A 12,988-nucleotide genomic window follows, 5' to 3' on the forward strand; every position below is an offset into this window, starting at 1 on the left:
GCACACCGCGAGCCTCACGACCGCGTCCTTCGGGTGACCACCACGAGCAGGAGCAGGAAGGCGAGCAGGGCGGCGCCGGTACGGAGGTCGTTGAAGAGCTCCCAGCGGCGCAGGATCGCCGCGTGGTCCGCGGGCGCGCCGTCGACCGCCCACACCTTGATCTTTTGGTTGATCGGCACGTTGCCGAACCGGGTGACCACGAACGAGGTCAGCACCAGGCCGCCGGCGAGGGCGGCCAGCCGGCGGGCGGTGCCCCGGGACAGCACCGCGAGCGTGGCCAGGCTCAGCACCGACAGCCCCATCAGGGACTGCATGACCGGCCCGTTCATCCGCATCAGCGCGACGTGGAAGGTGAGCCGCACGTCCAGCGGCACCGCCCGGAACGCCTGCACCACGTTGAGCGCCCCGTAGCCGAAGGCGCCGGACAGCAGCCCGGTGCTGAACAGGGCGACCGCCGCGACCACCCGTCGGCGGGTGCCGTCCCGGTCGTCGTCGCGGGCGACCGGCGCGTCGGCGAGGCGGGTCACCGCTCGTCCTCCGTCCCGACGATCCGGGTGAGCTGGTCGACCCGCCGTAGCCGGCCGTCCGGGGCGAGTCGCCCGAACATGTGGATCTCGGTGACGATGTGGCGGCCGCGCGTCAGCGCGATGAGCGTGTAGCGGGCGGCCACCCGGTCGCCGCCGACCAGGGCGTCGTGGACGTCGACCTCACACCGGGTCACCGTCCGGCGGACCGGCCGGGCGTGTGCCGCCAGGCGCTCCCGGTCGAGGTGCAGCCCGTCGCTGTACCAGGCGATGTCGGGCGTGTGGTAGCGGTCCATGACCACGCCCGGCTCCTCGTCGCCGAACGCCATCTCCTGCACGTACGTGCGTAGGTAGCCCGCCAGGTCGTCGCGGGGGATGGGGGGTGTCTCCGTCAGCATGGCGCCCCTTCGATCCTTAACTCTGACAGTGATGTCAAGGCTAGAGGTCTTGGGTAGCCTTGACAACCGTGTCTGAGCAAAGTTCTCCCGAGCGTCGTCGGCGCGTCCGCGCGGAGGCGCGCCGCAGCATCTCGGCCATCCTCGACGCCGCCATCCAGGTGCTCGGGGAACGGCCGCAGGCGACCATGGAGGACGTCGCCGCCGCCGCCGGCCTCTCCCGGCAGACCGTCTACGCCCACTTCCCGTCCCGGGACGCGCTCATCGCCGCCGTCTACCAGCGGATGACCGACGAGGTCCTCGCCGCCCTCGACGAGGCGCGACTCGACGAGGGGCCGGCACCGGAGGCGCTGCTGCGCCTGCTGCGGGTGAGCTGGGGCGCCTTCGACCGCTACCCGACGCTGCCACCGCCGCCCGGCACGGCCGACGTCGAGCTGCACCAGCCCGTCTTCGACCGGCTCGACCGGCTCATCCGGCGCGGGCAGCGGGCCGGCGAGTTCGATCCCGACGCCGCCCCCGGCTGGCTCTTCGCCGCCACCATCGCGCTCGGCCACGCCGGCTGGGCGGAGGTCGTCGCGGGCCGGATGTCCGCCGCCGACGCGGCGGCCGCGGTGCAGGCCGGCATCCTCCGGGTGTACGGGGCGAAGCCGGCCGCCGCCTGAGCCCCGGTCGGCCTCGCCCGCGTCGGGTGGCTCAGCCGACCTGGTTGATGCGGATCAGGTTGCCCGCGGGATCCCGGAAGGCGCAGTCCCGGACGCCGTACGGCTGGTCGGTCGGCTCCTGGACGACCTCGGCGCCACTGGCCTCCAGGCGCGTGAAGGCGCCCTCGAGATCGGCCGTGGCCAGGGTGACGATGGCGTAGGTGCCCTTGGCCATCATCTCGGCGATGGTGCGGCGCTCGTCGTCGGTGACGCCGGGATCGGCGGTCGGCGGGTGCAGCACGATGGACGTGCCGGACCCGCCGGCGGGGCCCACCGTGATCCAGCGCATCCCGCCGTATCCGACGTCGTTGCGGACCTCGAAGCCGAGGGCGTCGCGGTAGAAGGCCAGCGAGGCGTCCGGGTCGGTGTGCGGGAGGAAGGCCGAGTGAACGCTGATGTCCATGGCGGACAGGCTACGTGGTCCCTGACCCGTCCCTCCCGATTGCGGACCGGTCCCGTCACCCGCGCCGCCCCGGTCGTCCCGCCGACGTCCTCGACGTGCTCCGGCCCGGCAGGCGTCCGAGACCCGTCGGCGAGGGGCCCGGTCAGCCGCCGACATAGGCCGCGAGGTGCTCGCCGGTGAGCGTGGCGCGGGCGGCGACGAGGTCGGTCGGGGTGCCCTCGAAGACGATCCGGCCGCCGTCGTGGCCGGCGCCCGGGCCGAGGTCGATGATCCAGTCCGCGTGCGCCATGACCGCCTGGTGGTGCTCGATGACGATGACCGACTTGCCGGCGTCGACGAGCCGGTCGAGCAGGCCGAGCAGCTGCTCGACGTCGGCGAGGTGCAGGCCGGTGGTGGGCTCGTCGAGGACGTAGACGCCGCCCTTCTCGGCCATGTGGGTGGCCAGCTTGAGCCGCTGCCGCTCGCCGCCGGACAGCGTCGTGAGCGGCTGGCCGAGGGTGAGGTAACCGAGCCCGACGTCGGCGAGCCGACCGAGGATCTTGTGGGCCGCCGGCGTGCGCGCCTCGCCGTCGGCAAAGAACTGCTCGGCCTCGGTCACCGACATCGCGAGCACCTCGCTGATGTTCCGGCCACCGAGGTGGTATTCCAGCACCGAGGCCTGGAACCGCTTCCCCTCGCACTCCTCGCAGACGGTGGCGACACCGGCCATCATCGCCAGGTCGGTGTAGATGACGCCGGCGCCGTTGCAGGTGGGGCACGCGCCCTCGGAGTTGGCGCTGAACAGCGCCGGCTTCACGCCGTTGGCCTTCGCGAACGCCTTGCGGATCGGGTCGAGCAGCCCGGTGTACGTCGCCGGGTTGCTCCGCCGCGAGCCCCTGATCGCCGTCTGGTCGACCGACACCACGCCGTCCCGCCCCGCCACCGAGCCGTGGATCAGCGAGCTCTTGCCGGAGCCGGCCACCCCGGTGACGACGACCAGCACGCCGAGCGGGATGTCGACGTCGACGTCCCGCAGGTTGTGGGTGTCGGCGCCGCGCACCGCCAGGAACCCCGACGGGGTCCGCACCGACGGCTTCAGGGACGCCCGGTCGTCCAGATGGCGGCCGGTGACGGTGCCGCTGGCCCGCAGCCCGTCGACGGTGCCCTCGAACACCACCTCGCCACCGGCCGTGCCGGCGCCGGGGCCCAGGTCGACGACGTGGTCGGCGATCGCGATCGCCTCCGGCTTGTGCTCCACGACGAGCACCGTGTTGCCCTTGTCGCGCAGCCGCAGCAGCAGGCCGTTCATCCGCTGGATGTCATGGGGGTGCAGCCCGATCGTCGGCTCGTCGAAGACGTAGGTGACGTCGGTGAGCGACGACCCGAGGTGGCGGATCATCTTGGTGCGCTGCGCCTCGCCGCCGGAGAGCGTGCCGGCGGGGCGGTCGAGGCTGAGGTAGCCGAGCCCGATCTCGACGAACGAGTCGAGGGTCGCCCCCAGCGCCGCCAGCAACGGCCCGAACGACGGCTCGTCCAGGCCGCGCACCCACCCGGCGAGGTCGTTGATCTGCATCGCGCACGCGTCGGCGATGTTGATCCCCTTGATCTTCGACGACCGGGCCGCCTCGCTGAGCCGGGTGCCCCCGCAGTCGGGGCAGGTGGTGAAGGTGATCGCCCGCTCCACGAAGGCGCGGATGTGCGGCTGCATCGCGTCGACGTCCTTGGCCAGCATCGACTTCTGGATCTTCGGGATCAGACCCTCGTACGTCAGGTTGATGCCCTCGACCTTGATCTTCGTCGGCTCCTTGTGGAGCAGGTCGTGCAGCTCCTTCTTCGTGTACTTCCGGATTGGCTTGTCCGGGTCGAAGAAGCCGCACCCGCGGTAGATCCGGCCGTACCAGCCGTCCATGCTGTAGCCGGGGATGGTGAGCGCGCCCTCGTTGAGCGACTTGCTGTCGTCGTACAGCGCCGACAGGTCGAAGTCGTTCACCCGCCCCATGCCCTCGCACCGCGGGCACATGCCACCCGTGATGCTGAAGCTGCGCCGCTCCTTCGTCGTGGCACCTCCGCGCTCGATGGTGACCGCGCCGGCGCCGCTGATCGAGGCGACGTTGAAGGAGAACGCCTGGGGCGAACCGATGTGCGGCTGCCCGAGCCGGCTGAACAGGATCCGCAGCATCGCGTTGGCGTCGGTGGCGGTGCCGACAGTGGAGCGGGGATTGGCCCCCATCCGCTCCTGGTCGACGATGATCGCCGTGGTCAGCCCCTCCAGCACGTCGACCTCGGGCCGCGCCAGCGTCGGCATGAAGCCCTGCACGAAGGCGCTGTAGGTCTCGTTGATCAACCGCTGTGACTCCGCGGCGATCGTGCTGAACACCAGCGAGCTCTTGCCGGAACCGGAGACGCCGGTGAAGACCGTCAGCCGACGCTTCGGGATCTCGACGTTGACGTCCTTGAGGTTGTTCTCCCGCGCGCCGTGCACGCGGATCACGTCGTGGCTGTCGGCGCCGTACGCCGTCGGGGCCATGCTCATGATGTCTCCATCCTGTGGGCCCGGCGGCGCGGCGCCCGGCCGAGGCGTCCGGCCGGGCAGCGGCCGTCGCGTCTCACGTCACGGTCGATCATCTCGTGCTCGGCGTCCCGCCGTCCCGCTCGAAGGACGGCGGCGCCGGTTCACCGGTCCTGGAGCAGCCCGAGGACGTTGCCGTCGGGGTCGGTGACGGTGGCCACCAGACGGCCGCCGCCGACGTCGTGCGCGGGCTCCTGCACGGTGGCGCCGGCGGCGGTCACCTCGGCCAGCTTCGCCTCGATGTCCGGTACGTGCCAGTAGGCGACCGGGGTGGTCATGCCCTGCGGTCCGCCGGCCGGCACCAGGCCGATCTGCTGGCCGGCGGTCTCGAAGCCGACGTAGTAGGACGTGTCGGTCTGCGGTGGCACGCCGAGCAGGGCGGTGTACACCGCCTTGGCCGCGGCCAGGTCGGAGACGGGGTGCAGGACGGTCTTGACGCCCTGGGTGGTGGAGCCGGTCATGGTCACTCCTGAAGTCGTGGGTCACGGGCGACCCGGTGTCTCGACACGGGTGATGTCCCGGCGGTCAGGCTATTTCCGGCTCCGTGACCCGCGCTTCTCGATTCCTGATCGGTCTGGTCACCTGTTTCGTCACGCACGACGGCATCTCCGCGGTCGCGCGCACCGCCTGGCGCCGGTAGACGCTGGGCGGCACGCCGACGAGCTCGGTGAACCGAGTGCTGAAGGTGCCCAGCGACGCGCAGCCGACCGCGAAGCAGACCTCGGTGACGCTGAGGTCGCCCCGGCGGAGCAACGCCATCGCGCGTTCGATCCGCCGGGTCATCAAGTATCCGTATGGTGACTCCCCGTAGGCGAGGCGGAACTCGCGGCTCAGGTGGCCGGCCGACATGTTCACGCCCCGGGCGAGCGCCTCGACGTTCAACGGCTGCGCGTACTCCCGGTCGATCCGGTCGCGGACCCGGCGCAGCCGCGCCAGGTCGCGCAGGTGGTGGTCTGCAGGTGTGCTGGTCACGTGGGCGATCGTGTCACGTCGCGCGAAGGTTGCCCAGCAGGTGAGGCGCCCGCCGGCCGCGAGTGTCGGCCGCCACGCCGGCTGCTGAGTGGCGGCGCCGATCCCGGCCGCGGCTATCCGGGGCGGACCGTCCGTGACCCGGAGCACCCTCGCACGGGTGCGACCGGGCCACGGACGGTCCCGCGATCAGCGACCATGCTCGCGTCACGTCTGAGCCGACGCGATCCCATCTGCGGCGGGCGAGATGACAGCAATGGGCGTACCCACCGCAACCACCTGATCGGCCCTCACGAGAATTGCCGCGACGGTACCCGCTGCGGGCGAAACAACCTCCGTTTCCACCTTGTCCGTCGAGATCTCGGCCAACGGCTGCCCGGCTTCCACCGTCTCGCCTGCGGTTGCCATCCACCGGAGCACCGTTGCTGACTCCACACCTTGACCGAGCGGGGGCATGAGCACCCCCACCTGTCCGGCACCGACCCCGGCACTGCTCACGCCGGCGGGCTCGCCGGGCATGGTTCCCGCGCCCGAGGCGTCTCGCCGGGCACGCAACAACAGCACCAACTCGACGACCGTGTAGACGAGGAACAGCGAGACGACAACCCGGACGAACAGCGACCGGCCGGTCACGATGTATGCCACCAGGAACACGATCGCCCCGGTGAGGAGAGCGGCCGACCTCTTTCGGTTCTTACCGAGCATCCTCATCGTCAACCCATCATCGTTCCGTTTGTGCTGATCGTTGCCTCAGACCCACCGTGCGTATCTGCGGTGCGTCCAGCTGAATTCTCGCCGCAGGTTTCTCGCGTACCGCCGGTCATCGGCGGCCGTCTGACAGTGGTGGGCGAGACAGCTGATGTGGTAGTTCATGTTCGACCACGTCGAGCGAAAATCGTTGAACCCGGAGATCATGCCGGCAGCGTTGCCGATGCGTCGCCACCTCTTCAGTCCCTTCCCGAGCGGGCGGAATCTGGCCCATCGGCCTACTGCTCGCTGTGCCCGATAGAACCGGTACGCGCCATAGCCTGCCCGAGCTTCCCCGTAGCCGTCGACGTACGACAGGGAGTACCAGGAGATCTTGGCAACGTCCCAGCTGACGGCGGCGACGTGACGGGTCCAGCAGTTGTGCCTGAATGGATTCCAGCAACGCCCGTCCAGATCAAACTTGTTGAGCGGATCCTGACAGCCGTAGTCGTACCGGTTGCAGCTGCCCCCGTAGACCGGGTCGACCTGGAGGAACCGGCCGGTGGCGCTGTTGTAGAGCCGGACCCCCATCAGGGTGATCCCCGACGGCGTGTCCGACGCCCGCTGCTTGCCGCCGAGCCACCCGTACCGCTGCTTGCCGACCCCGGTGGTGTCCCGCGGCGTGCCGAACTCGGTCGACTCACCCGTGCTCGACAGGCCCTGGTCGGCGTCGTGGATGGTGCCGACGACGTCTCCGTGCAGGTTGGTGACCTGCCAGTCGAGAGTGCCGCTGTCACTGTCCCAGGTCGCCACCATGTCTTCCATCCCGGCCACGTTCCGCGTGCAGCGGGTGGCCGATTCCTGGGTCCAGGCCGGGCTGTCGTCATCACCGTCGTAGTGGTGGGTGGCCTGCACCGCTGCGCCGCTGGCGTTGTCGGTCCAGGATCGGATCCGCTCGCCGTTCACGTCCAGCGTGTAGTCGGTGGTGCGGCTGCCCTGCGTGATGGTGTCGACCAGGTCGGTGACATGGTATGTCGTCGTGACCGTGCCGCCGGCCGGATCGGTGGTGTCCACGGCTGGCAGGGTGGTGATCCGGCCGAGGGCGTCGTAGCCGTACCCGGTGGTGTTCACCCGGTCGGCGGAGTCGTAGGTCCACGACTGGCTGGCGGACGACGTCGTGGCCTGGCAGCTGCCGTCCGACGTCGGGTCGTAACTCGTCCGCGACCTGCGGTTGCTCGCCGTGTCGAATGAGTACGTGCGGGTGGTGCACTGCCCGCCGACGATGTCGTTGACCGCGTTGAGGCGACCGGCGGCGTCGTAGCCGTAGTGCTGCTCGGACAGGGTAGAGACGTGCTCCCGCCACTGGTCGTGCGCCGAGGCGGTCACCGACTCGCTGTAGAGGTTGCAGTCACCTACGCCGCAGCCCGGTTTGGCGTAGCCCAGCCCCACGGCCTTCCCGACCTCGTCCACCTGCCGGGTGACGGTGACGCCGTTCGGCCAGTTCTCGTTGGTGAGGTTGCCGTCGGTGTCGTAGCTGCCGCTGAAGGTGCCGGCCTGCGCGTCGGTCACCGAGGTGAGCAGACCGCGCCGCTCGGTGCCGCCGTCGTAGGTGTAGGTCCGGTCCGCCATGCCGTCGCTGCTCGTCGCGATGCGGCCGAGCAGGTCGTAGGTGGTGGTGGAGGTGTTTCCGTCGGCGTCGGTGTAGGACGTCAGCCGGCCGAGGGTGTCGTACCCGCGGATCAGCTCCGCGGTCACCGTGCCGGCCACCACCGACTGCGTCCGGACCAGCTGGCCGCTGGCCGGGTCGTAGACGTTGCGCGCCGTCGGCACGGCGGCGCCCATTCCGGTCGCGGCGGTCACCGACGTCTCGTAGGTCCGGCCAGCGCCGTCGTACGTGGTGGTGGCCGTCCGCAGCGTACCCGCGCCGGTCCTCTCCGCCACGGTCCGGGGCTGGTTGTACATGTCGTACGTGGTGACCGTGACGGGCAGTTCCGGACCGCTGGCCGCCTGTCCGCCGGGCTGCACCCGGCAGGGCAGGTTCGCCCACTCCGGCTTGAGGTCACACTCGCTGTAACCCGATCCCGAGGTGGCCCGGTAGTAGACGGTCTGCCGGGTCGACGGCGTGTTGGTCGTCGTGCCGCCCGCCGGCGCGGTGACCGAGGTGGGCAGGCCGGTGACGGTGTCGTAGGTGGTGCGGCTGGTCAGCGCCAGGCCGGACGGGTCGACGGTCGAGACGGTCGCCTGACGCAGGTTCCAGTCGTACTGGGTGGTGGTGCGGCGCACGTCGGTGTCGCTCTCCACCCCGCCGGCGTCCCAGTAGTGCACGCTCTCGTCCTGCGTGGTGACCAGGTTGTAGGGGCCGCCGTTCGGGGCGCCCTCGTCGTAGGTGTACGCGGTGCGGTTGCGGCCGCGGATGGTGGTGCCGTTGTCGAGCATGACGTCGTGCTCCGGACCGTAGGTCCAGAGCAGCCGCTCGCCCTCGGGCGAGTAGCTGTTGAGCGTCGAATGGCTCTTGGCGAGAGCTGTCTCGGCCGCCGCGTCGTCCGTGCTGGAGGCGTTCAACGCCAGCTCCCGGTCACCGGCGCTGAGTGTCCGCACCACGTTGCCGAAGCTGTCGAACCAGGTGGCGCTGATGCCGCCGCCGGGCTGGGCGATATCGACACTGCGGGCGTTCGCGTCCAGGTAGGTGACGGTCGCGCGTTCGTACGACGTGGGCAGCGCACCGCCGGTCGGGTCACCGTCGGGCACCTGGCTGGCCGGGAAGATCGCGGTGGCGTCGGTCGGCCCTTCGGTCTGCGCCCATCGGGTGGTCTGCCCCGGGGACAGGTCGTACGGGGCGCCGGTGCCGGAGACCGGCACCTTGTAGACGACCGTGGTGGTCGCCGTGCCGGCGGACAGGGCCGAGCGGGTGACCCGGTTGAGCCGGCCGATCCCCGGATCGCCCGGGATGGTGGTGTAGCCGAGCTGCCACGCCTGCTGCCCGCTCGGGGTGACCTGGCTGAGCAATCCGTCGAGGTTGTAGTCGTAGGTGTCCCAGAGGTGGGTGGTGGTGCCGTTGTTGTCCCAATCCAGGCGGGGGTCCCACTCGGCACGCAGGCGACCGGCGTCGTCGTAGGTGTAGCGGGCCATCGCCACCGTACGCATTGCAGGGGTGGGCAGGTCCGGGTCCCAGGCGGTGAAGCTGATCTCCTTGACCCGCCCCGCGTAGTCACCCCAACCGTCCGAGGCGCTGCCGGTGGCCGTGGTGGCCGTGGCGTAGGTAAAGGTCAGCGCCCGGCAGCCCCGGGTGAGGGTCGCGCAGTTGACCCCGTCGGCCACCGGCGCCAGCATCCGGGTCGGGCGGACGATCTCGGTGTTGTTGATTGTCGCCTTTTCCCAGCTCAGCGTGGTGGTCTGGTTGTTGCCCGGCACGGTGACGGCGGTGGGGAAGTACTTCCCGGTGGCCGAGCCGGTGACCCGGGTGAAGGTGGTGGTGTCACTGTCCTCGTCGCTGAGCGCGTACGAGTCGGTCGCGCTCGCGTAGGTCAGCTTCAGCCCCTCCATCCCGATCTCCGGGTCGAAGTCGGTCGAGGTCTTCTTGGTGAAGCCGATCGTGTCGCCGTCCGGCGTGCCGACCTGTACCAGGGAGCCATAGACGGTCAGCGACGTGTAGGGCGAGGACGCCTCATCGACGACCGCGCCGGACACCCAGCCCGGGCCGAACATGTTGGCCGAGTCCGTCTGCGTCGACCGCCGGGTGTTGTAGGACCGGCCGACGGTCAGGTCGGAACCGTACGAGTCCACCGAGACGTCGGTGTCGGAGAGGCCGTAGTTGCCGGTCACCAGGTTGACCGAGCCCGGCCCGATCTCCTGCGACGCCGCCGACGCCTGGTTCCGGTCGAAGCTGATCTTCACGGCGCTCGACGTGCCGCCGGTGCCGCCGACGAAGGTGCCGCGGACCTGCAGCGGCCCGTCGCGGGGGATGGACTGGGGGTCGACAGTGGTGAGGGTGGCCTCGACATCCCAGTTGAGTTTGGGGAAGGCGCCGTTGCCGCTGGTCGGCACAGGCCAGGTGACCGCGCCGCCGCCGGCCGCGACGGTGACGTCGGCGGCCGGGATGTCGGTCCAGGTGTCCGCGTCGCCGCGCCGCCACTGGTACGTCACGCCGGTCGCCGCGGCCTGGCCGACGCCGGTGATCGCGGTCTTGGCGGCGGTGATGTCACCGGTCTTCGGCGCGGTGACCGCGCCGCTGCCGACGGAGAACAGGTAGGCCCGGGTGGGCGAGACGTTGCCGGCCCGGTCCCGGGAGCGGACGTAGAGCGTCTGCGGCCCGTCCGTCGTCGGCGTGATGGACACTGTCGCGGTGCTGCCCAGGCTGACCGCGTTCACCGACTGGTTCGGCGGGTTGGTGTTCAGCCCGTACTCGTAGGCGCTGACGTCCATCACTCCGGAGGCCCCGAAAGTGAAGTTGCCGGCGGTGCCGACCGCGCCGCCCCACTGCCCTTCGGGGTAGGCCGTTGAGGAGACCGTGGGCGCGTTGGCCGGCGCCGTGGTGTCGATGATGAAGGCGCAGTAGCTGCTCCAGTTGCCGTTCACCGAGCCGTCGTTGCCGCGCACGTGCCAGGAGTAGGTGGTGTTGTTGGCGAAGGCGCCGGCGGGGACGCTGGTGGCGAGCCAGGAGCCGGAGGCGCCGGGGCCGATGATCGCGCTGCCGATGTGGCTGCCGCCGCCGGTGACCCACTCGAACTCGGCCTTCACCGACGAGCCTTCGGAGTCGGTGATCTGCGCCCGCAGTTGCGGGGTGGTGGTGTTGATGTAGGGCAGGTTCGAGCCGGTCGCACACGCCGTCGACGGCACGGTGGCGCGGGAGCTGACGGTCGGTGGGGTGTTGTAGGTGAGGTTGACGTAGGGGTCGTTGGTCCCCTCCATCGAGTCCCACTTCTTCCAGCTGTAGTTGTCCGTCTCGCTGTGCGCCCGGATGCCGAGATTCACGGTGGTCGAGGACGTGCCGTTGGCCGTGTCGGCGAAGGCCCCGGTCGCCGAGGCGTTCACCCATCCGCCGCTGCAGCCGCTGTAGCCCTTGGTCACGCTGGAGTAGCCGGTGACCTTGACCCAGGTGGGCTGGTTGGTCCACCGGGCGGTCGAGTCGGAGTAGAGGGTTTCCCACACGTCCCACTGCCGGGCCGAGCAGGACCAGGAGTGGAAGTTGTAGAGGTACAGCGTCGCGGCCTGGACCTGCTTGCCCTGCAACCAGCCGAGGTTGCGGAAGCTGAGCAGCGACCGGGCCTTCGTGGTGCCCCCGTCGTAGGTGCCGGCACGCAGTTCCGTGGCACCGGACTGGTCGCTGGTGTAGTCGCTCTCGATGAAGGCGTCGTAGTTCGGTTTGAGGGTGACTGCCGGGTCGATGGTGACCGGGAACCGGGTCTTCGGGTCGGTCAGCCACGCCTGGTCGGGAGTCAGGGTCACCTGCGCGCTCGCCCCGGCGGCGCGGGCGGCCGCGGCGCGGGTCGCGACGGTGGTGTGCCGGGTGGCGACGCCGGAGCGCGGGTCGACGGTGGCGTCCCACATGGTCGGCGCGGGGGAAACCCCGACGAGGTGGCGGGACCTGTCGCGGATGTCGAAGCCGCCCTGGTCGTTCTTCGCGACGGTGAGGCCCTTGCCGCGCAGCGGCAGCGGGATGCTACGGACCTGCGCGACGGCGTCCCGGTTCTTGACGACGAGGAACTGCTCGTAGCCGGTGCGGGTAGCCTCCACGACGAGGTCCACGCCGGGGCGGACGTCCGGGTAGGTGGCCCTGGTGCCCTCGACCGTCGGCCGGGGCAACGGTCCGGACCAGCCCAGGGACACCTGCTGGTCGCCGGTGCCGAGGGTGGCCAGGTCGTGGTCACCTGCGCCGGCCGGGCCGGACAGTCGTAGGTGACCGGGGTGGGCGATCGCGTTGACCGACCCGTCGGGCTGTTGGACCAGGTTGAAGTTGACCGGTGTCCACCGGCCGTCGGTGTCCTTCATCCGTACCGGCCCGAGGTGCATCTCCACCTGCACCGAGCCGTTGGGCAACGCCCAGAACTCCGACGTCTCCGACGTCAACCCGGTGATCTTCACCTTCTTGCCGGTGATCCGGGCCGTGGTCAGTGCCGCCGCCTCGTCCGGACGCTCCGACACCGTCGGCCCGACTACTCGTGGTGACGGTCTCGGGGTTGCGGCGGCCGGCGTGACGGCCAGCTGATTCGTGGTCGAGACGGCCAGTGTCACGGCTAGGCCGGACGCGATCAGACGTCCAGTCCGGCCAAATCTCCTTGTCCATTTTCTGCGCACAGTCGTACGACTGTCCACGATGTCCTCCCCCGTACGGGCTCGATGGATAGTGAGAAAGAGGCTACGGACCTGGAAGTTTCTCCTGATAGGACGATCGACCAGGAGTATTGAGCCGATCAGCTCTTGATCATCGGTGTCCGCCCAGGTATAAGCGACCATCATCGATGACCCAGCTGTCACCACTTCTAGTGGTGACAGCCGCGCCCGACCTGCGACGGTGGTCGAAGTTCCCTAGATTCGATCACTAAGAGTGACTGAACGTCGATCGGCGGGCCAGGCGGGGATCGGACCGGTGGTTCCGAGATTTTCGCGCCGAATCGGGCTCAGGGGAGCGGGCGGCGGGTCGGGGGCTGCCAGAATCTCCCGGGAAGCACTTCCCCGGGCAGAGGTGGTGGATTGACCTCCCAACTCGCGCGACTCGTCGGTGACCGGGACCACCGGGGCATGCCAGACGAGATGGACGACCC

9 protein-coding genes are annotated in these 12,988 nt (G+C 70.1%); 1 reads left to right on the forward strand and 8 read right to left on the reverse strand.

All coding sequences use genetic code 11. From position 1 onward, the window contains the following. Positions 1-14 precede the first annotated feature (14 nt). The gene (locus tag ACZ6S5_RS10375) at positions 15-527 is read right to left on the reverse strand and encodes an anthrone oxygenase family protein (RefSeq protein ID WP_465999698.1); all 513 of its coding nucleotides are present in this window, start codon (positions 525-527) and stop codon (positions 15-17) included. After that, complete coding sequence (locus ACZ6S5_RS10380) at positions 524-922, reverse strand: nuclear transport factor 2 family protein (protein WP_465999699.1); 399 nt, start codon at positions 920-922, stop codon at positions 524-526. Before ACZ6S5_RS10380 ends, ACZ6S5_RS10375 begins: the two co-directional genes overlap by 4 nt. A gap of 68 nt (positions 923-990) precedes the next feature. On the opposite strand from ACZ6S5_RS10380, the gene ACZ6S5_RS10385 reads away from it, so the two are divergent. Continuing rightward, positions 991-1,581 carry a TetR/AcrR family transcriptional regulator gene (locus ACZ6S5_RS10385; protein ID WP_465999700.1) on the forward strand — a complete coding sequence of 197 codons (591 nt, stop codon included), beginning with the start codon at positions 991-993 and terminating at the stop codon, positions 1,579-1,581. Positions 1,582-1,612: 31 nt separating this feature from the next. Here ACZ6S5_RS10385 and ACZ6S5_RS10390 read toward each other — a convergent pair whose 3' ends face one another. From ACZ6S5_RS10390 to ACZ6S5_RS10415, 6 genes are all read right to left on the reverse strand, one after another. Next, positions 1,613-2,023: a VOC family protein gene (locus ACZ6S5_RS10390; RefSeq protein WP_465999701.1), complete on the reverse strand. Its 411-nt coding sequence runs from the start codon at positions 2,021-2,023 to the stop codon at positions 1,613-1,615. Positions 2,024-2,165: 142 nt separating this feature from the next. After that, complete coding sequence (locus ACZ6S5_RS10395; protein ID WP_465999702.1) at positions 2,166-4,535, reverse strand: ATP-binding cassette domain-containing protein; 2,370 nt, start codon at positions 4,533-4,535, stop codon at positions 2,166-2,168. A 140-nt stretch (positions 4,536-4,675) separates the two neighbouring features. Beyond that, positions 4,676-5,032 carry a VOC family protein gene (locus tag ACZ6S5_RS10400; protein ID WP_465999703.1) on the reverse strand — a complete coding sequence of 119 codons (357 nt, stop codon included), beginning with the start codon at positions 5,030-5,032 and terminating at the stop codon, positions 4,676-4,678. 64 nt (positions 5,033-5,096) lie between these two features. Next, positions 5,097-5,543, reverse strand: coding sequence for a helix-turn-helix transcriptional regulator (locus tag ACZ6S5_RS10405; protein WP_465999704.1), 447 nt, complete (start codon positions 5,541-5,543; stop codon positions 5,097-5,099). A gap of 204 nt (positions 5,544-5,747) precedes the next feature. Beyond that, positions 5,748-6,185, reverse strand: coding sequence for a lipoyl domain-containing protein (locus ACZ6S5_RS10410; RefSeq protein WP_465999705.1), 438 nt, complete (start codon positions 6,183-6,185; stop codon positions 5,748-5,750). A gap of 105 nt (positions 6,186-6,290) precedes the next feature. After that, entirely contained in the window at positions 6,291-12,368 is a 6,078-nt protein-coding gene (locus tag ACZ6S5_RS10415) for a DNRLRE domain-containing protein (protein ID WP_465999706.1), read from the reverse strand. Positions 12,369-12,988: the final 620 nt, after the last annotated feature.

The organism is Micromonospora sp. NPDC051924 (genome assembly GCF_055586005.1).